The sequence below is a fragment of the Allofranklinella schreckenbergeri genome (genome assembly GCF_003703475.1).
Lineage (GTDB): Bacteria > Pseudomonadota > Gammaproteobacteria > Burkholderiales > Burkholderiaceae_C > Lampropedia > Lampropedia schreckenbergeri.
In genome coordinates this window covers 129,089-147,935 of the sequence record NZ_RDQM01000004.1, presented here as the reverse complement: position 1 = coordinate 147,935, position 18,847 = coordinate 129,089, and the positions used below count along the sequence as shown (strand labels likewise).

Here is an 18,847-nt window from a genome sequence, read left to right as displayed (position 1 = left end):
ACTGCCATGCCCAGCCGCGCCTTTGCCCCCTTCAAGCCCTACCGCATCCACGCCAGGCAAGGGCTGGCCGACATCGCTGCCGACCAACGCCCCTGCGACGTGGGCGGCAAACAAGCCGAGCGCGCCCAGCTCGATTTGCTCGCGCTCGAGCTCGATGAGCTGCAAAACATGCTCTACGCCGAAGGGCGGCGCAAAGTGCTGCTTATCCTCCAGGGCATGGACACCAGCGGCAAAGACGGCGCCATCCGCTGGGTCTTCTCGCGCACCTCGCCGCTGGGCGTGCGCGTGCATGCCTTCAAAGCCCCCAGCGCGCGCGAGCAGGCGCACGACTTCCTCTGGCGCTGCCACGCCGTCGTCCCCGCCGCAGGCGAGCTGGCCGTGTGGAACCGCAGCCACTATGAAGACGTGCTCGTGCCCGTCGTGCAAGGCCAGATCGACGCGGCCGAGCAGCGCCGCCGCTTCGCCCACATCAACCACTTCGAGCAACTGCTGGCCGAAACCGGCACCACCCTCGTCAAATGCATGCTGCACATCAGCAAGGACGAGCAACGCCGCCGCCTGCAAAAACGCCTGGACGACCCGGCCAAAAACTGGAAATTCGCCCCCGAAGACCTCACCGTGCGCGCCCAGTGGGACGCCTACCAGCGCGCCTACGCCACCATGCTGCAAGCGACCTCCACCGCCCACGCGCCCTGGTGGGTCATCCCCGCCGACCACAAACACCAGCGCAACCTGCTCATCGCCCAACTGCTCAACACCACCTTGCGCGAAATGCGCCTGCGCCTGCCGCCCGCCAATGCAGCGCTGGCGGGGTTGGTGGTGGAGTGAAATCAGGAGGGGAATATGAAATACATCATCGGCATCTTATTTTTGGCTGCGAATTGCGCTTTGGCTGCAAGCGGAGATGATGATTATTTCGAAAAACGCGCCGAGGTGATTGAGAAAATACAGATTCGCATGAATGTGCCTGGTAATAAAGAGGTTTTGGATCTAATGCGGGAAAATGGTGAATCCATCCGAAAATCCTTGGGGGCCAGTTATGCGGGCAGTTGGGTGGATTACGATGAGGAAGATCGCGCCTATCAAGTGATTGCCGTCACTGATTTAGCCGCCAAAAATCGGGTGCATGTCGATTACAGGCTGGAGTTTGTAGAGGCGGAAAGAAATATTGAACAGCTCAACGCGGTGTATAGCGAAATAGAGCGGTTCCGGGAGGAAAATGGCCTGCGTCTCGTGATTTACTATGTGCAAATCGAGCCTCGTATCAACAAGGTGCTTGTGGGCGCCCCGCTGGTAAATCACGAAAGAATCATTGGAATTTTGCAAAACCTGAAATTGGACATGAATGCCATCCAGTTACAGGAAGCTAATAGCACCGTCACCCTTTATGGAAAACAGGTTGTGAATTGAAAATAAAAGCTGCCAATCAAATTTTCTTCCTCAATTTTTGAGCTGAAAAATCCCCAGTCCCATTAATCAGGAGCCGACATGCCTTTGACCTACCCCGACACCCGCCTGCTCATCGACAACCAATGGCAAGACGCCGCCGATGGCCGTACTTTGCCCGTGCTCAACCCCGCCACGGGGCAGGCCATAGGCCAGGTCGCCCATGCCAGCGTGGCCGATCTGGAGCGGGCGCTGGCCGCCGCGCAGCGCGGTTTCGAAGTTTGGCGCGCCACCTCCAGCGTGGAGCGCCAGCGCGTCATGCGCCAGGCGGCGGCGCTGTTGCGCGAGCGTGCCGACGCCATCGCCACGCTGATGACGATGGAGCAGGGCAAGCCCCTGGCCGAAGCGCGCGCCGAGGCGCTGGGCTGCGCCAACATGATCGAGTGGTTTGCCGACGAGGGCCGCCGCGTCTATGGCCGCATCGTGCCCGGCGCCAACCTGGCCAGCACGCAAATGGTGCTCAAGCATCCCGTGGGCGTGGTGGCGGCCTTCACGCCGTGGAACTTCCCGCTCAACCAGATCAGCCGCAAGATCGGCCCGGCGCTGGCCACCGGCTGCGCCTTCCTGTGCAAAGCGCCGGAGGAAACGCCCGCCTCACCCGCCGCCTTTTTGCAATGCTTTGTCGATGCGGGCGTGCCGCCGGGCGTGGTCGGGCTGGTGTATGGCGATCCGGCGCAAATTTCCGATCACCTCATCGCCAGCCCCATCGTGCGGCTGGTCACCTTCACCGGCTCCACCGCCGTGGGCAAGCAACTGGCGGCCAAGGCCGGGGCGCACATGAAAAAAGTGGTGATGGAGCTGGGCGGCCATGCGCCGGTCATCGTCGCCGAGGATGCCGACGTGGCCCTGGCCGTCAAAGCCGTGGCTGCAGCCAAATACCGCAACGCCGGGCAGGTCTGCATCGCGCCCACGCGCTTTCTGGTGCACAGCGCGCTGGCGCAGGAATTCGAGCGCGCCTACGTGGCGTTTTCCGAAGGCATCCAGGTCGGCAACGGGCTGGAGGCGGGCAGCAAAATGGGGCCGCTGGCCAACGAGCGGCGCGTGCAGGCCATGCAGCGCATCGTGGCCGATGTGCAGGCCAAGGGCGGCGAGATCGTCACCGGCGGCCAGCGCCTGGGGCAGGCGGGTAACTTCTTCGCGCCCACGCTGGTGCGCAACCCTGCGCCCGATGCGCTGCTGTTCAACGAAGAACCTTTTGGCCCCATCGCCGGCCTGCGCACCTTCGAGCGGCTGGAGGATGCCATTGCCGAAGCCAACCGCCTGCCCTACGGCCTGGCCGCCTATGCCTTCACGCGCTCGTTCAAGAACGTGCAAACGCTGGGCGATCAGGTGCAGGCGGGCATGTTGTGGGTCAACCAGCCCGCCACTCCTACGGCCGAAGTGCCTTTTGGCGGCATCAAGGATTCGGGCCTGGGCACCGAGGGCGGCTACGAGGCGCTGGAGGAGCACCTGATCAGCAAAGCGGTGGTGGTGACAGGCGTTTGAGCTGTTTTTTATCAATCAAAAAGAAAATAAATCTTCCTGTTTCGGCAAGACTGTATTGAAGTGGTTTTTCGTTTGATTGGCATGATGGGTGATCTTCATATTTCCAGATCATGCGGTCAAATGGATTCAATACAGCATTGCCGAAAAAGGGATATTTTTTGCTTGAAGATATGGAATAAACCCGGGAGCCAGCCCATGTCCACCGTAGCCAAAGCCGCCAACCCCGAGGCCGATCCGCGCGTCAAAGCCGTCTTTGACGACATCCGCGCCACGCGCCAGACGGATTTCATCAACAACATGTGGCAATACCTGGCCTTCGACGCCGATTTGCTCGAACAAACCTGGGCCGAAGTCAAAGCCGTCATGGCCAGCCCCTCGGCGCTCGATCCGCTGACCAAGGAGCTGATCTACATCGCCGTCTCCATCAGCAATAGCTGCAACTACTGCGCCCACTCGCACGCCGCCGCCGCGCGCGCCAAGGGCATGAGCAGCGCCCAGTACGCGGACTTGCTGCGCATCGTCGGCCTGGCCGCCAAAACCAACCACCTCGCCACCGCCTTGCAAGTGCCCGTCGATGCCGCTTTTGATGCCGCTTTCGACGCCGAGCGCCAGGGCCAGGGCCAGCAACTCCCATCCAACACCCCAACGCCATGAACCGCATCGTCCAGATCCGCCGCTTCGGCGGCCCCGAAGAAATGCAACTGATCGACGCCCCCGTGCCCGAGCCGGGCCAGGGCCAGGTGTTGATCGCCCACCACGCCATTGGCGTGAACTTCATCGACGTGTACCACCGCACCGGCCTGTACCCCAACGACTTGCCGCTGGGCCTGGGCATGGAGGCCGCCGGTGTGGTGCAAGCCGTCGGCCCCGGCGTGCAGCATTTGCAGGTGGGCGACCGCGTGGCCTACGCCAGCGGCCCCATCGGCAGCTATGCCGATCAGCGCGTCATGCCCGCGCAAAACGTCTGCCGCCTGCCCGATGGCATCGGCTTCGAGCAAGCCGCCGCCATGATGCTCAAGGGCCTGACTGTGCAATACCTGCTGAAAAAATGCCGCCCCGTCGAAGGGCTGCAAGCGGGCGACTTCGTGCTGTGGCACGCCGCCGCAGGCGGCGTGGGCCTGATCGCCTGCCAATGGGCCAAAGCCCTGGGTCTGCAACTCATTGGCACCGCAGGCAGCGACGAGAAATGCGCCCTGGCCCTGGCCAACGGCGCCGCCCACGCCATCAACTACCGCCGCGAAGATTTCACCCAGCGCGTGCGCGAGATCACCGGTGGCCAGGGCGTGAAGGTGGTGTACGACTCCATCGGCAAAGACACCTGGGAAGGTTCGCTGGCCTGCCTGCGAACCTTTGGGCTGATGGTCAGCTTCGGCAACGCCTCCGGCCCCGTGCCGCCCTTTGCCCCGGCGGCGCTGGCGCCGCAATCGCTGTACCTGACGCGCCAGACGCTGTTCACCCATTTGTCCTCGCGCGAGGCCACGCAGGCCATGGCCGACGATTTGTTTGCCGTCGTCCAGTCCGGCCAGGTCCAGATCCACATCGACCAGCGCTTGCCGCTGGCCGATGTGCAAGAAGCGCACCGTCGCCTCGAAGCGCGCCAAACGACCGGCTCCACCATCTTGCTGCCCTGACGGCCTCGGCGGCCTTGCCCGCGCGGGTTTCAACGCCCGCGCAATTGCGGCAAAATGGCGGGCTTTTTTGACCGGCCTCGGATTTTTCCGGGGTTTTTTTCGACTTCGCTGCTTGGATGGGCTGTTGGCGGCTGCCGGGCAGAGGTGTCAGAGGTATGTGCGCGTGAATGAAGTCGCTCTGTACGATTGGAGTCCGCTGCTTCAGCTACTGCTGGTGGGCGCGCTGATTGCAAGCGTGCCGCTGGCGTGGGTGTGGCATCGCAACCGCAAGCGCGGCCCTTGGGGGCTGATGCATGCTTTGACGGTCACGACCTTGATTTTGACCTTCGATTTGGTGATGTTCGGCGCCTTTACGCGGCTGACCGACTCCGGCCTGGGCTGCCCCGATTGGCCCGGCTGCTATGGCAGCGCCAGCCCCATTGGCGCGCACGCCCAAATCAGCGCCGCCGAGCAGGCCATGCCCGATGGGCCGGTGACGCAGAAAAAAGCCTGGATCGAGATCATCCACCGCTATTTCGCCAAAGCCATCGGGGCGCTGATCGTGGTGATGACCGGCATGGGCTGGTGGCTGTGGCGGCGCTGGCGTCGTCGCCCGCCCGAACAAAGCGCACAACAGCCCCCGCCGCATCCCGTCTGGCCGACGCTGACGCTGCTGTGGGTGCTGCTGCAAGGCGCGTTTGGCGCTTGGACGGTGACCATGAAGCTCATGCCCGCCATCGTCACCTTGCATTTGCTCGGCGGCGTGGTGTTGTTGATGCTGCTGGCGGTGCAAGCTGTTTGGTGGCGGCGCGCCACGCAGGGCGTGAGCGCAGTGCGCGTGGACGGCCTGCTGCGCGCCGCGCTGTGGCTGAGCCTGGCGGTGGTCATGGTGCAAATTGCGCTGGGCGGCTGGGTCAGCACGAATTACGCCGTGCTGGCTTGCACCACCTTCCCCGATTGCAATGGCCAGTGGTGGCCACAGATGCAGTTTGACCAGGCATTTACCGTCTGGCGCGAGCTGGGCCACCAGGCCGATGGGCAATTGTTGACCTTGCCTGCGCTGGTGGCGATCCATTACGTGCATCGCCTGTTTGCGCTGGTGGTGTTGGCGGTAGCGGGCTGGGCCGTGGTGCGGCTGTGGCGCGCGGGCGAGCCGTTGCGCCAGTTGGCGCGCTGGCTGGCCGGGCTGCTGCTGCTGCAATTGCTCACAGGCTTGTCGAACGTGGTGTTTGATTGGCCCATCGTGGCAGCGGTGTTGCACACCGGCGGCGCAGCGGCGCTGGCGGTGGTGGTGACTCTGGCGCTGGCGATGACGCGGCGCTTGCCCGCCAGCGCCGCCAGTGCGCTGGTGACCCAATCGAATGTGGTGCACCAGGTGCATGGGGCATCGACAGAGCGTGGGAGGGCCGCATGATGAGTTTGGCCTCGCCGGTGCAACGCTCGCGCTGGAGCCAGTTTTGGGTACTCACCAAGCCGCGCGTGGTGCAGTTGATCGTGTTCTGTGCCTTCATCGGCATGGTGATGGCGCTCCCCGGCCTGCCCACCGGGGCGCAACTGTGGCGCATGGCGCTGGCTTGCACCGGCATTTGGCTGGTGGCCTCGGCTGCGGCGGCTTTCAATTGCCTGGTGGAAAAGGCCATCGATGCGCGCATGAAACGCACCGCCTGGCGGCCCACGGCGCGCGGCGAGCTGCCCGATTGGCAGGCGCTGGTCTTTTTATCCGTGCTCTGCGGCCTGGGCTGCTGGCTGCTGTGGACGTACATCAATCCGTTGACGGTGTGGCTGACGCTGGCGACGTTTGTGGGCTATGCCGTCATTTACACCGTCGTGCTCAAGCCGCTGACGCCGCAAAACATCGTCATCGGCGGCGCCTCGGGCGCGATGCCGCCGGTGCTGGGCTGGGCGGCCATGCGCGGCGATCTGGCGCCCGAGGCGTGGCTGATGTTCCTCATCATCTTTTTGTGGACGCCGCCGCACTTCTGGGCGCTGGCGCTGTACCGCATGGAGGATTACCGCCAGTCGGGCCTGCCCATGATGCCCGTGGTGCGCGGGCGCGAGGCCACGTGCCGGCAAATCTTCATCTACACCGTGGTGCTGCTGATGGCGTGCCTGCTGCCCGTGGCCATCGGCATGAGCGGCTGGCTGTATGCGGTGCTGGCCACGGCGTTCAGCGGCGTGTTCTGCCTGTATGGCTGGCATTTGATGCGCGACTATTCCGACGCGCTGGCGCGTCGCACATTTCGTTGGTCTTTGTGGCACTTGAGCGGCGTGTTCGCGGCTTTGCTGCTGGACCATTTCCTGAGAATTGGAGGTATTTTGTGAAGGCTGTTTCATGGCGCGCTGCGGCGCGGGCGTCCCGCCTGGGCATGGCGGCGCTGGCCGCTTGCGTGGCGCTGGGGTTGGCCGCTTGTGGCGCGAAAGAGGAAAAGCTGCGTTTCAACAGCCTGGATTTGACGGGCGCCTCTTACGCCCAAAGCTGGGCCATGCCCGATGCCAGCGGCCAGATGCGCACGCTGGCCGATTTTGCGGGCAAGGTGGTGTTCATCTTTTTCGGCTATGCGCAGTGCCCCGATGTGTGCCCCGTGACGATGGTGGAAATGGCGCAGGTCAAAGAGCAGTTGGGCCAAGACGCCAAGCGGCTGCAAATCGTCTTCGTCACCGTGGACCCCGAGCGCGATACGCCGGAGATCATGCGCGAGTACCTGGGCAACTTCGACCCCGATGCCGTGCCCCTGATCGGCACCCCCGAGCAGGTGGCCGCGATGGCCAAGGATTTCAAAGTGACCTACCAAAAGGTGCCCGGCGCGGATGAAAACTCCTACACCATCAACCATACGGCCGCAGGCTATGTGTACGACACCCAGGGCCGCTTGCGCCTGTACGTGCGCTATGGCACGCCGGTGGAGCAAGTCGTCGCCGACGTGCGCCAGTTGCTGAAAAGTGCGCCTAAGTAATGGATTTTTACCAATCAAAAGGAAATAAAAATACCGTGTTTCGGCATGATGGGTAAATGCTCTATTTTCTTTTGATTGGATTTCGGTGTGGGGTGCGATGCTCCCGCTCGCCCCAAAAACAAACCCTCGCCTGATGCGAGGGTTTGTTTTTTTGGGGAAGCGATCAACGCTTGATGCGCTGCGCCCCCGTCTTTCTCACTGCTGCTGTGCAGGCTCGCCCACGTAGATTTCCACGCGGCGGTTGCGGGCGCGGCCATCTGTGGTGGCGTTGCTGGCCACAGGCTCGTGCGAGCCGCGGCCATCGATCTGGATGCGCTGGGGCGCCACACCGCGTGCTACCAGGTATTGGCGCGTGCTCTCGGCGCGGTTGAACGACAGCGGGTTGTTGATCGCGTCGTTGCCCGTGCTGTCCGTGTGGCCCACGATCACGATGTCCGTGCCGGGGTTGTGTTGCAGGCTGTAGGCGAACTGGTCGAGCAGCGGCGCAAATTGCGGCTTGATGTCGGCGCGATTGGTGTCGAACGAGATGTCGCTGGGGATGTCGAGCTTGAGGCGGTTGTCCTGCGTTTGCGTCACCACCACGCCGGTGTTTGCCATGGCGCGATCCATCTCGGCGCGCTGGCGCTCCATGCGCTGCGACCACACGTAGCCGCCCAGCCCGCCCAGCGCCGCGCCAATGGCCGCGCCGCGCCCGTCGTTGGCAATGCCGCCGATCACCGCGCCCGCCGCTGTGCCTGCGCCGACGCTGGTGGCCGTATAGCGCTGCTGCTCGCTCATGCTGACGCAGCCGGAAAGCGCCAGCGCCAGCGCGCCCGTGAGGGCCAACATGGCGCGAGCTGTTGTGCGGGCGGTGGTGCGAGTTGTGGTGCGGGAATGGATGCTCATGTCATGCTCCTTGGGTCAGAAAATCGCCCTGGAGCAGCGCTGCAAGTAGGGATAATGCGCGCCGCGCGGGCAGGGCGAAGTGGTTGAACAAACGCCCCTAACGCGCTGCCCCCCGTGGCGGTTGTCATGCTGGGCCACAAGAGCCTTTGCTCAAAATCCACGCGCCGCGCGCATGCCCGGGGTCGGGCGCGCTGCGGCGTTGCCATGCCGCCGCCGTCCGCCATGGCCCCCTTAACCGTATGCGCAGGCTTGCCCGGCGCGCTTTTTCCCGCTGCTGCTTTTTCCCCATGTCCACCCCTTTGCATCGCCGTGTGCTGGCCCCGTTGGCGGCCGTTGCCGTCGCTTTCAGCGCCTTGCTGCTGTCGGCTTGCTCCACCGCGCCAGAGCCGCCGCAACCCGCGCCCGCGCAGCCTGTGGTGCGTCCGCGCGCTCTGCCGGTCCTCACTCCCCACCCGCTAGGCCCCAGCGTGCCCGGCCCGACGGCGCTGTGGACGCCCGTGCCCTGGGCCGATGTGCCCGGCTTTGAGCAAGATGAACTCGGCGCTGCCTGGCCCGCCTGGATGCACAGTTGCGCCCGCCCGGCGCCCGCCTGGCGTGTGGTGTGCAGCGAAGTCGCCGGCCTGCAAACTGCCGACGACGCCACGCGCCGCGACTGGATGCGCCGCAGCCTGCAACCCTATCTGGTGCGCACGCTGGAGGGCAAAGACCTGGGCCTGCTGACCGCCTACTACGAGCCGGTGATGCGCGCGCGCCGCCTGCGCGGGGGCGGCTTCGAGGTGCCGCTGTACCGCCTGCCCTCGGGCTACTCCGGCCAGGGCGTGTGGTTTAGCCGCGCCCAAATCGACTCCGGCCACCCCGGCGCGGCCAGCGCCTTGAGCGGCAAGGAAATCGCCTGGCTGGAAAACCCGGTGGATGCCATGGTGCTGCACATCCAAGGCTCGGGGCGGCTGATCCTGCAAGAGCCCAATGGCGACATCCGCCACCTGCGCGCCGCTTTTGCGGGCACCAACAACCACCCCTACAAAAGCATCGGCCGCTGGCTGCTCGAGCGCCGCCTGATCAAAGACGCCAGTTGGCCCGGCATCAAAGCCTGGGTGGATGCCAACCCGCCCGAGCGCGTGCAGGAAATGCTCTGGAGCAACCCGCGCTACGTCTTCTTCCGCGAGGAAACCCTGCCTGCGCAGGATTTGCACGTCGGCCCGCGCGGTGCGCAAGGCGTGCCCCTCACGCCCGGGCGCTCCATCGCCGTGGACCGCCGCAGCATCCCCTACGGCACGCCCGTGTGGCTGATGACCGCAGGCCCCACCCTCAACACCAAACGCCTGGTGCTGGCGCAAGACACCGGCAGCGCCATCACCGGCGCCGTGCGCGCCGACTACTTCGCCGGCTGGGGCGAGGAGGCCGGCCAGCTTGCCGGGCGCGTCAAGCAAGACCTGTACATGTGGGCCTTCTGGCCCAAAGGCGCGCCCTTGCCCTACGGGGCGCAGTAAAGGCCAGGCGGCCAAACCACCAAACTGCACACCCAAGCCCCGGGTCGCGCCCGAGAACGCCTGCGAGCGCCTGGGTGTGGCCGTGCAACAGGGCAGGGCTGCGGAACCGATAGGCGCTGGCGTGATCTCAAAGCCCTTTCGCGCTGCCAAAGGCATGGCCTGGCAGAAATTTATCAATCAAAAGGAAATGAAATTGCCTTTTTCTGGCATGAATTCATTGATGTCTAATTTCTTTTGATTGGATTGCATCGCAAAAAGGAATCGCGCCATGACGCAACGCATCCGCGCCCATGCCCACGGCCTGGCCCCTCGCCCGCGCCGTCGGCCCTGGAAAACTCTCACCGCGCTGGCCCTGGCAGCCGCCGTCGCCGTCTGGCTATGGCAAGCGCCGCAAGAGCGCCAACGCCTGCTGCACGCCGGGCAAAGCCTGAGCGCGCGCTGGAGCGGCTGGCTCGATGGCCTGTCGGGGGAACGGCCAGGCGCCAAAGACCAGCCCGCCGCCGTCCGCCCTGACGCCTCACCGGCCCCCACACCCGATGCGATGACGGCGCTGGACAACCCCATCCCGCTGCCACCGCCGCCGCCAGAAGATGCAGCAGCCCTCGCCCCCCCATCCGTTCCAGTGGCTGAAACCGCTGCTGAAACCGCCGCGACCGCTGAAGCCGCCCCCGCATCGCCTGCCAGCCCAAGCCACCCCTTGCACGCCTTGGAACCGCTGGAGCCCGCCGCTGCCGCCTTGCCCGCGCTGGACGCTTCCGACGCTCATTTGCGCGAAACCCTCGCCGCCCTGGCCCCGGCCGTATCCGGCCCCGCCGCCGCCTGGGTGCGGCCCGAGCGCCTCGTGCGCCGCTTCGTCGCCACCGTGGACAACCTCACCGCCGAGCGCGCGCCCACCGCCCAATGGCCCGTGCACCCCACCCCGCCGCGCTTTCTCGTCGATGGCGGCGAGGCCGATGCCCACATCGCCCCCGCCAACCACGCCCGCTACGCCGCCGCCATGCAATTCGTGCGCCAGTTGGACGTGCCCCAGGCCGCGCGGCAATACCGCCAGCACTACGCGCTGTTCCAGCAAGCCTATGAGGAGCTGGGCTACCCCGGGCGCTACTTCAACGACCGCCTCGTCGCCGTCATCGACCACCTGCTGCAAACGCCCGAACCCGCCACGCCGCCGCGCGTGCAGCTCATGCCCGTGCGCAGCACCGTTGCCTCGCAACAGCCCTGGGTGCGCTACCAGTTTGTCGATCCGCAGCTCGAAGCCCTCTCCGCCGGGCAAAAAATGCTGCTGCGCATGGGCGCGGACAACACCCGCGCCATCAAAGCCCAACTGCGCGCCTTTCGCGCCGCCATCACCGCCCAGCCTGTGCAGTAAGTGGCTGAATTTGGGATTTTTATAAATCAAAAAGAAATAAAATTCCCTTGTTTTGGCATTATTTGAATCAAATCATTTTTACGTTGAATTGTATTTTTTGGGAAAGCCCAGCGCCCCCGGGCGCAGCCTTTGAAGCCCGGCAAAGCCCGCTATACTGCGCGCCCATCATGCCTGTACCCCCCTTGCACTCCGCCCCCCGCCACGCCGCCCTTGCGGCCGGGGCTGCGCGCGTGCGCGCGGCGGCGTACGCTGGTCGCGCAATGCCTGCCCCCATCCCCACGACGGATGCCGTGGCCATTGCCGCCGCCATCATCACGACAAAAACGAAGGGCTGACACTCGCCCCGGATCGTCGTGCCCGTCCTTCCAACCGGCCAGACGAGCCGGGGCAGAAAAACCGATTTTTTTCTGTACGCATCTCAAGGAAGGATTTTCATCATGGCAAAACTCACTGGACTCGTAGGCTGGCGCGGCATGGTCGGCTCCGTGCTGCTCGAGCGCATGCAGGCCGAGGGCGACTTTGACGCCATCGAGCCCGTCTTTTTCTCCACCTCCAACGCCGGCGGTCAGGCCCCCGCCCAGGCGCGCAACGAAACCCGTCTGCAAGACGCCTACGACATCGAGGCGCTGAAAAAATGCGAGATCGTCATCACCTGCCAAGGCGGCGACTACACCAAGGCCGTGTACCCCAAGCTGCGCGAGGCGGGCTGGAATGGCCACTGGATTGACGCCGCCTCCACCCTGCGCATGGAGGGCGAAGCCGTCATCGTGCTCGACCCCGTCAACATGCCCGTCATCAAGCAGGCCCTGAGCGCTGGCGGCAAAACCTGGGTGGGCGGCAACTGCACTGTCAGTTGCATGCTGATGGGCGTGGGCGCACTCTACAAAGCCGGTTTGGTGGAGTGGATGAGCACGCAAACCTACCAGGCCGCCTCCGGCGGCGGCGCCCAGCACATGCGCGAGCTGCTGACGCAATTTGGCACGCTCAACGCCGAAGTCCAAGACCTGCTGGCCGATCCGAAAAGCGCCATTTTGGAAATCGACCGCCGCATCATCGCCAAGCAGCGCGGCCTCACGCCCGAGGAAACCGCCAACTTCCTCGTGCCGCTGGGCGGCTCGCTCATTCCCTGGATCGATTCCGACCTGGGCAACGGCGTCAGCCGCGAAGAATGGAAAGGCATGGCCGAAACCAACAAAATCCTCGGCCTGGGCGAAGCCTTCGGCACCCCCGCCATCCCCGTGGACGGCTACTGCGTGCGCATCGGCGCCATGCGCTGCCACAGCCAGGCGCTGACCTTCAAGCTCAAGAAAGACGTGCCCCTGGCCGACATCGAAGCCATGATCGCCGCCGACAACGCCTGGGTCAAAGTCGTGCCCAACACCAAAGAGGCCACCATCGCCGACCTCACCCCCGTGGCCGTCACCGGCACCCTCACCATCCCCGTCGGTCGCCTGCGCAAACTGGCCATGGGCCCCGAGTACCTGGGCGCCTTCACCATTGGCGACCAACTGCTTTGGGGCGCGGCCGAGCCCCTGCGCCGCATGCTGCGCATCCTGGTGGATTGACCCTCCACAGGCGAGCGGCCCGGCGCATGCAGTCAATGCAGTACAATCGCCGGTTTTCCGCAATCTGCGGCGTCTTTCTCTAGCGATAGCCAGAGGGCGCCGCAAGGGATACCGCCACCCTGGAGTCTGGCGAGGTGAGGCAGGCCGCCCAGGCGAAAAAACGCCAACTGGCCTGCTGCATACAAGGGAAATCGAAATGGCACGCGTATGTGATGTCACGGGCAAGCGCCCAGCCGTGGGGAACAACGTCTCCCACGCCAACAACAAAACCAAGCGCCGCTTTCTGCCGAACCTGCAGTACAAGCGTTTCTGGGTGGAAAGCGAAAACCGCTGGGTGCGTCTGCGCGTCTCCAGCGCGGCTTTGCGCCTGATTGACAAGAAGGGCATCGATGCGGTGCTGGCCGACCTGCGCGCGCGCGGCCAGGCTTGATACCGATGTTTGACTGTAAGGAGTAATCACCATGGCATCCAAAGGCGGTCGCGACAAGATCAAGCTGGAATCCACAGCCGGCACCGGTCATTTCTACACCACAACCAAAAACAAGAAGACAACGCCCGACAAGCTGTCTTTCATGAAGTTTGACCCCAAGGCTCGCAAGCACGTCGAGTACAAGGAAGTCAAGCTGAAGTGATTTGAGGCCCTTCAAAGGCCCTAAGTCCAAAGTCAAAGCCCGCACATGCGGGCTTTTTTCATGGGCGGGCGAAAAGTGCGGTTTTTTTACGGACGCACCGCCATGCGTCGTTCTGCACCTTCTTGCCATTGGAAGCTCAGCTTGACTTGCTCTCCCGTGGCTGAGCGGGAGGTCAATTGGGCTGGCACGCCAGGGCGGATGCCAAGGAGAAAGTCCCCAGCGGGCTGCCATGTGTCTTGCTGCCAGCTCCAGAGGCTGATTTTTGCGCTGTAGACATCCTGGCGATCAGGCGCTTTGGAAACGGTGTATTCGAGCTTGGCGCGATCGCCGCCCTGTTCAAACGCCATGTGCACGGGGGTGTCCAGCGCTGCCGCAGCGCGGGCTTGGTGCGTAATGCCCGCACCAATGGAAAACGCAATGTGCGCTTGACCGACTGGTAGCGGGTTGGCCGCATGAATCGCAACGGCAGGGGTCAGGCACAGGGCCAGCATGCAGAGATTTTTGGGGAAAGACATCAGCGCTCCTTTGAAGTGGCATGAACAAAAAGGGATCACGGGGGCTATTTGTCTGTTTTCTCTTTCTGCTGCGAGGCGTGCCATTGCTGATAGCGCTCGCGCAGCGGCTGCACATCGTACTGGTAAAAGCCCAGCGGGCCGCGCACGACGAGGATGCGCTGTTGCTGGCTGGGGCGCAAAATGGTTTCCCAATAGGCGGAGTCGGGGTCAAGCTGCCACACCGGCATGCCAGGCTCCAGCGGGTGCATTTCGAAGTTGGCGCGCACTTCGTACAAGGTGGGCGCTGCGTCGCGCTGCCAGGCCAGGGCGAAATTGCCATTGACGCGCAGGCCCGCGAAGTAAAACAGGCAGACCAGCAAAGGCACTGTCAGTACCGACAAGGGGATGCCAATGGACCAGGGCAATTGGTTGCGCCGCCCGTTGTGGGCCAGCAGCGCGGCCAGCACCACGGCTGCCACGGCAAACCCTTGCCAGGGCGCGCCGTGCAGATAGCGCCAGGAATGCAGCCAGAGCGAGTCGGTGAGCAGCTCGCCGAAAATATAGGCCAAACCGGCAAACCAGCCGATGACCCACCAGCGGCTGACGGGGTTTTTCAGCAGATCGAAGCCGTCATGCGCGGTGATGTGCGTGCCGGGCTGATGGTGTACGCGGCTTTGCGCCACTGTGCCGCAGGCGGGCACAAAGCCCGTGCCCCAGGCCAGCACTTCCACCTGCATGGCCTCGCCCGCGCGCGGGTCGGAGATGCGTGCGGTGGTGTAGCGCACGTTGAAGACCATGCGCAGCCCCTGGGCCTGGGCCTGCTGCTTGAGTTTGACGGTGGCGTGGCGGCGGGCGCGCTCCAGCAGCCGCTCGTGCGCTGCGTAATTGCCCCCGATCACCTTGCGCAGCGAGGCGACCAGCATGCGGAAAAAATCCGCCGCCACGACCACCGAACCGCTGACGAGCACGGGATCCATGCGTTGCAGGCCCGCCGCGCCCGGCGGCGGGTAGTGGGAGGCGAAGATCAGCACATCGGCCAGGCGCTTTTCTTCTTCTGCCAGCCAGCGCAGGTGCAGGCGCTCGTTGCGGCGGCCGCGCCAATAGCCCAGCGCCAGCAGCACCAGAAACAGGCCCAGCTTGAGCAGCAGCTCCACGGCGCATCACTCCAGCACGACCGCCGTGCCATAGGCGAGGATTTCCGCCGCGCCAGCGGTAACGGCCGTGGTGACGTAGCGCACATTCAGCACGGCGTTGGCGCCGACTTGGCTGGCCTGCGCCACCATGCGGTCGGTGGCCTGCTGGCGTGCTTCGGTCAGCAGCTCGGTATAGGCTTTCAGCTCGCCGCCGGTGATGTTTTTCAGGCCGGCCATGAAGTCTTTGCCCGCGTGCTTGGCGCGCACGGTGCTGCCTTGCACGACGCCCAGGTGTTCCACCACGCGCCGCCCTGGCACGAATTCCATATTGCTGATCAACATAGCTTGCGCTCCTTGCAGATGAAGATGAAGGGTTGAGTACATGGCAAGGCGTGGCTTGCCTTGCCTTGCCTTGCCTTGCCTGGTCTTTATTTGTTGGGGTTGGGGCCGAGCTTGACCGCGCCGCGCAGTGGCGTCAGGGTCGCATGGGCCGCGCCGGAGTTGGGGATGGCGCGCAGGCGCTCGGCCGGATGGGGGTGGGTTTGCAGCATGCTGGCCCATTCGCCGTAATCGCCGCCGTGCTTTGCGTGCAGGGCCTGAAAGCGTTGAAACAGTTGCTGTAGCCCGCCGGTGTGGCCGTACAGCCGCAGCGAAGCCTGTGCTGCGGTGGCGTCGGCTTCCTGCTCGGCCTGGCGCGAATAGGCCAGTTGACTCAATCGCTGCACATCGCCAATCAGCCAGCGGTTGAGGGTGGGCGAGCGGATGCCGACCAGCCCCAAAGCGGCCGCCGCGCTCAGGCCGCGGCTGAGCTGGCGCACCATGTGGCGGTGCTGGATGTGGCCCAGCTCGTGGGCCAGCACGGCGTCCAGCTCCTCCTCGTATTCAAGCTGGCGCAGCAGGCCTGCGAACACGGCGACATGGCCGCCCAGGGTGGCCACGGCGTTGATGGTGGGGCTGTCCACAAAGTGGGCGGTGGGGCGGATGTCGGGCGGCAGCTCGATGGCCTGGGCGATGCGGTCGAGGCGGCGTTGCAGCTCGGCCGTGAGGGCTTGCTGCTGCGCCGCATCAATGCTGGTCTGGCTGTCTTTCATGCCCAGCGCGAGCGTGTCCAGCCCGGTGCTGCGGGCGATTTCCACTTCCCAGGCAAAGGGCAGCCGTGGCGCGGCCCAGACCGCCAGCCTGTCCAGCGCCAGCAACAGCGCCAGCACAATGCCCGCGACGATGAGCAGCAGGCGGGCAAATTCCCCGCGCTCGGCGTGCAAGGCGGCTTCGTGGTCGATGCTGGAGAGGGGGGGATTGCTGTAACGCATGGCGGGAGGGGCGGCGTCAAAGCCTGTTCTTGGAATTGTCAATCAACGGAAATAAAGATTAATTTCTATCATGCCGAAATAGGCTTATTTTTTTCTTATTGATTGGTAAAAAATCTGTGCATCTGCGGCCCCTGGGCAGCGACGCCAGTCGTTTGACGCCCGCTGCCGCTTGCGGGAGGGGGCAGGCGCTCACAGTGTATGGGTGCGGTCGCCATTCTGAAAGCCCAGGGGTTCCCAGAACGGGCCGGGGCCAAGCATGATGACTTTGAACAGCTCCCCCATTTCGTGCTCGTGCAGCAGCTTGGCGGCCATGATGCGCTCGGGCAGCGTCGCTTGCTCCAGCAGGCGCTGGATGCCGCAATTGATGAGAAAGTGCGCCTGCGTGGTGTAACCCAGCACCTCCAGGCCAGCGTGCTGGGCGGCCACGGCCACGGCGGTGAAGTCCACGTGGCTGGTGATGTCTTTTTCACCTACGTGTTGCAGGGGCTGGTCGTCCATGCGGTGCTGATGGTGGCACACCAAGGTGCCCGTGCGGCGCTGGGGGTGGTAGTACTCGGCTTCGCCAAAGCCGTAATCGATCCACAGCGCAGCGCCTTGGCGCAGGCGCTCGGAGGTGGTGCGGATGAAGGCTTCCGCCCAAGGGTGGATTTCCGTCAGGTAGCTCAAAGCCTGGGCCGCATCGCCGCCTGCTGCATCAAGAGGGGGGGCGGTGGCGCTGTCGGCCTCATCGTCCTGCCAGGGGTCACACGGCGGGCGCAGCGCCGTGGGGCGATCCTGCCAGCTCAGGGTTTGGCTGTCATCCAGGCTTACGCCGCGTTCGCTCCAGCAGCCATTGGCGTGGCGCGCCAGCAGTTTGACGGGCATGGCATCCAGCACCTCGTTGCCCAGCAGCACGCCGTGGATGGCGGGTGGCAACTCGCTCAACCATTGCACCTGATCGCCAAATTCCGCCAGCGTCTCTGCCTGGCGTGCGCGCAGCGCGCCGGAGACATCGACGATGCAATAGCGCGCCACTTGTCCGCCGATCTGGCGCAGGATGTCGCGCGCCAAGGTGCCATTGCCCGCGCCGAATTCGTACACCGTATCCACGCCAGTGTAGGTGAGCGCCTGGGCGATTTGCGCGGCAATGCATTGGCCAAAGAGGGGGGAGATCTCCGGCGCGGTGACGAAATCGCTGCCCGGCTGTCGGCCTGACGCGCTGCCGTCGGCAGGCATGCGGCCGATTTTCGGGCGGCTGTGGCTGTAATACCCCAGGCCCGGCTCGTACAAGGCCATTTGCATGAAAGCATCAAACGGCAGCCAGCCACCTGCCGAGGCGATGGCCTGGTGGATGCGCGCCAGCAAAGCGTTGGGCGGCCGGGTGTGCGCTGTGGGCTGCTGCGACAGGTCTACACTTGCGCCGTCGCTGGCGTGACCGATGGTGTGAGAAGGCGTGCGGTGCGCGCCGCTGCCGCTGTTGGTGTGGTTTTGCATGCCGCGATTGTCGCAGCCCCTCCCCATTTGCTTATGCCCGATCCCTTGTCGCATTCGTCTGTGTGTCCGCCAGAGCGCCGGCCCGATGGCCCGCCGATGGCGCAGCGCCCCGTGGCGCTGGTGACGGGCGCAGGCCTGCGCCTGGGGGCGGCCATTGCGCTGCACTTGGCCCGCCAGGGCTGGGATGTGGCCATTCACTACCGCCACTCTGCCGCCGCCGCACAGACGAGCGCCCAGGCATGCCAGGCCGCAGGCGCGCGCAGCGCGGTGTTTGCCTGCGATTTTGATGATGAAGCCCAAACAGCCGCCTTGTTGCCTGCCGTTGCGGCGCATTTCGGGCGGGTGGATGCGGTGATCAATAGCGCCTCACGCTTTACGTTCGACGATGCGGGCAGCTTCTCCTACGCCCAGTTGCAGCAGCATATGTGCAGCAATGTGGCAGCCCCCATCGTGCTGGCCCAGGCCTTGCATGCACATTGCCAACAGCGCTGGGCCGATGCGGGGGGCGAGAAGGCACCCGCCGATGCCGCGCGCCCGCTGGGCGTGGTGGTGAATTTGCTGGATCAAAAGCTGTGGAACCAGAACCCGGACTTTCTCAGCTACACCCTCTCCAAAGCCGCGCTGGAGGCTGCGGGCACCATGCTGGCCTTGGCTTTGGCGCCGCTGGTGCGCGTAGTGGGCGTGGCGCCGGGCTTGACACTGACCAGCGAGTTCCTCGACGAGGCCAGCTTCGCCCGCCTGCACCGCCTCAGCCCGCTGGGGCGCTCCTCCACCGTGGACGATGTGGCCGCCGCCGTGCACTTTGCGCTCTCCAATACTTCCATGACGGGCACGACCGTGCTGGTCGATGGCGGCCAGCACCTGATGCGTTTTGAACGCGATTTTTCCAAGATGGCAGGCGGGGGCTAGGTACGCGCTCCCCGCTTGTTGCGCCCCGGCCGTAGCGCGCAGGTGTTGATGCGCCTGCGCGTGCATAGTGGCTGGGTTGCGCGCCGTTTCTC

The 18,847-nt window shown here is 64.6% G+C and carries 21 protein-coding genes; 15 read left to right on the top strand and 6 right to left on the bottom strand.

What is annotated here, in order from left to right:
• Positions 1–6 precede the first annotated feature (6 nt).
• The 8 genes from EBQ26_RS04415 (at position 7) to EBQ26_RS04380 (ending at position 7,495) form a co-directional block, all read left to right on the top strand.
• Positions 7–828, top strand: coding sequence for a PPK2 family polyphosphate kinase (locus tag EBQ26_RS04415; protein ID WP_122237810.1), 822 nt, complete (start codon positions 7–9; stop codon positions 826–828).
• Between the two features lie 15 nt (positions 829–843).
• Positions 844–1,410: a hypothetical protein gene (locus tag EBQ26_RS04410; protein ID WP_122237809.1), complete on the top strand. Its 567-nt coding sequence runs from the start codon at positions 844–846 to the stop codon at positions 1,408–1,410.
• 78 nt (positions 1,411–1,488) lie between these two features.
• Entirely contained in the window at positions 1,489–2,931 is a 1,443-nt protein-coding gene (locus EBQ26_RS04405; RefSeq protein WP_122237808.1) for an NAD-dependent succinate-semialdehyde dehydrogenase, read from the top strand.
• A 195-nt stretch (positions 2,932–3,126) separates the two neighbouring features.
• Positions 3,127–3,585, top strand: coding sequence for a carboxymuconolactone decarboxylase family protein (locus EBQ26_RS04400; RefSeq protein ID WP_122237807.1), 459 nt, complete (start codon positions 3,127–3,129; stop codon positions 3,583–3,585).
• Positions 3,582–4,562 carry a quinone oxidoreductase family protein gene (locus EBQ26_RS04395; RefSeq protein ID WP_122237806.1) on the top strand — a complete coding sequence of 327 codons (981 nt, stop codon included), beginning with the start codon at positions 3,582–3,584 and terminating at the stop codon, positions 4,560–4,562. Before EBQ26_RS04400 ends, EBQ26_RS04395 begins: the two co-directional genes overlap by 4 nt.
• Positions 4,563–4,725: 163 nt before the next feature.
• Positions 4,726–5,955, top strand: coding sequence for a COX15/CtaA family protein (locus EBQ26_RS04390; RefSeq protein WP_238944133.1), 1,230 nt, complete (start codon positions 4,726–4,728; stop codon positions 5,953–5,955).
• Positions 5,952–6,863, top strand: coding sequence for a heme o synthase (gene cyoE / locus EBQ26_RS04385; protein ID WP_122237804.1), 912 nt, complete (start codon positions 5,952–5,954; stop codon positions 6,861–6,863). The genes EBQ26_RS04390 and cyoE overlap by 4 nt, the downstream gene beginning before the upstream one ends.
• Positions 6,864–6,907: 44 nt before the next feature.
• Positions 6,908–7,495 (top strand): SCO family protein, encoded by a 588-nt coding sequence (locus EBQ26_RS04380; RefSeq protein WP_122237803.1) that lies wholly within the window; start codon positions 6,908–6,910, stop codon positions 7,493–7,495.
• 195 nt (positions 7,496–7,690) lie between these two features.
• Here EBQ26_RS04380 and EBQ26_RS04375 read toward each other — a convergent pair whose 3' ends face one another.
• Complete coding sequence (locus EBQ26_RS04375) at positions 7,691–8,380, bottom strand: OmpA family protein (protein WP_238944132.1); 690 nt, start codon at positions 8,378–8,380, stop codon at positions 7,691–7,693.
• A gap of 287 nt (positions 8,381–8,667) precedes the next feature.
• Here EBQ26_RS04375 and mltA point away from each other — a divergent pair, with 287 nt between their 5' ends.
• The 6 genes from mltA to rpmG all read left to right on the top strand — a co-directional run bounded on the left by mltA (position 8,668) and on the right by rpmG (position 13,436).
• The gene (mltA, locus tag EBQ26_RS04370; protein ID WP_122237802.1) at positions 8,668–9,870 is read left to right on the top strand and encodes a murein transglycosylase A; all 1,203 of its coding nucleotides are present in this window, start codon (positions 8,668–8,670) and stop codon (positions 9,868–9,870) included.
• 268 nt (positions 9,871–10,138) lie between these two features.
• A complete protein-coding gene (locus EBQ26_RS04365) occupies positions 10,139–11,239 on the top strand; it encodes a DUF3014 domain-containing protein (RefSeq protein ID WP_122237801.1) in 1,101 nt (366 codons plus the stop codon).
• Positions 11,240–11,406: 167 nt separating this feature from the next.
• Positions 11,407–11,574, top strand: a complete 168-nt coding sequence (locus tag EBQ26_RS12840; RefSeq protein ID WP_238944131.1) for a hypothetical protein — start codon at positions 11,407–11,409, stop codon at positions 11,572–11,574.
• 102 nt (positions 11,575–11,676) lie between these two features.
• Entirely contained in the window at positions 11,677–12,804 is a 1,128-nt protein-coding gene (gene asd, locus EBQ26_RS04355; RefSeq protein WP_122237799.1) for an aspartate-semialdehyde dehydrogenase, read from the top strand.
• 196 nt (positions 12,805–13,000) lie between these two features.
• Positions 13,001–13,234, top strand: a complete 234-nt coding sequence (rpmB, locus tag EBQ26_RS04350) for a 50S ribosomal protein L28 (RefSeq protein ID WP_122237798.1) — start codon at positions 13,001–13,003, stop codon at positions 13,232–13,234.
• Positions 13,235–13,265: 31 nt separating this feature from the next.
• Positions 13,266–13,436: a 50S ribosomal protein L33 gene (rpmG, locus tag EBQ26_RS04345; protein ID WP_095539778.1), complete on the top strand. Its 171-nt coding sequence runs from the start codon at positions 13,266–13,268 to the stop codon at positions 13,434–13,436.
• An 86-nt stretch (positions 13,437–13,522) separates the two neighbouring features.
• Here rpmG and EBQ26_RS04340 read toward each other — a convergent pair whose 3' ends face one another.
• From EBQ26_RS04340 to EBQ26_RS04320, 5 genes are all read right to left on the bottom strand, one after another.
• Positions 13,523–13,951, bottom strand: a complete 429-nt coding sequence (locus EBQ26_RS04340) for a hypothetical protein (protein WP_122237797.1) — start codon at positions 13,949–13,951, stop codon at positions 13,523–13,525.
• A gap of 44 nt (positions 13,952–13,995) precedes the next feature.
• A complete protein-coding gene (locus EBQ26_RS04335) occupies positions 13,996–15,084 on the bottom strand; it encodes a YbjQ family protein (protein WP_122237796.1) in 1,089 nt (362 codons plus the stop codon).
• 6 nt (positions 15,085–15,090) lie between these two features.
• Positions 15,091–15,405 carry a YbjQ family protein gene (locus tag EBQ26_RS04330; RefSeq protein ID WP_122237795.1) on the bottom strand — a complete coding sequence of 105 codons (315 nt, stop codon included), beginning with the start codon at positions 15,403–15,405 and terminating at the stop codon, positions 15,091–15,093.
• Between the two features lie 86 nt (positions 15,406–15,491).
• Positions 15,492–16,373, bottom strand: a complete 882-nt coding sequence (locus tag EBQ26_RS04325; RefSeq protein WP_122237794.1) for a M48 family metallopeptidase — start codon at positions 16,371–16,373, stop codon at positions 15,492–15,494.
• A 189-nt stretch (positions 16,374–16,562) separates the two neighbouring features.
• Positions 16,563–17,846: a class I SAM-dependent methyltransferase gene (locus tag EBQ26_RS04320; RefSeq protein WP_122237793.1), complete on the bottom strand. Its 1,284-nt coding sequence runs from the start codon at positions 17,844–17,846 to the stop codon at positions 16,563–16,565.
• A 33-nt stretch (positions 17,847–17,879) separates the two neighbouring features.
• On the opposite strand from EBQ26_RS04320, the gene EBQ26_RS04315 reads away from it, so the two are divergent.
• Positions 17,880–18,755, top strand: a complete 876-nt coding sequence (locus EBQ26_RS04315; protein WP_390614164.1) for an SDR family oxidoreductase — start codon at positions 17,880–17,882, stop codon at positions 18,753–18,755.
• The last annotated feature ends 92 nt before the right edge of the window (positions 18,756–18,847 follow it).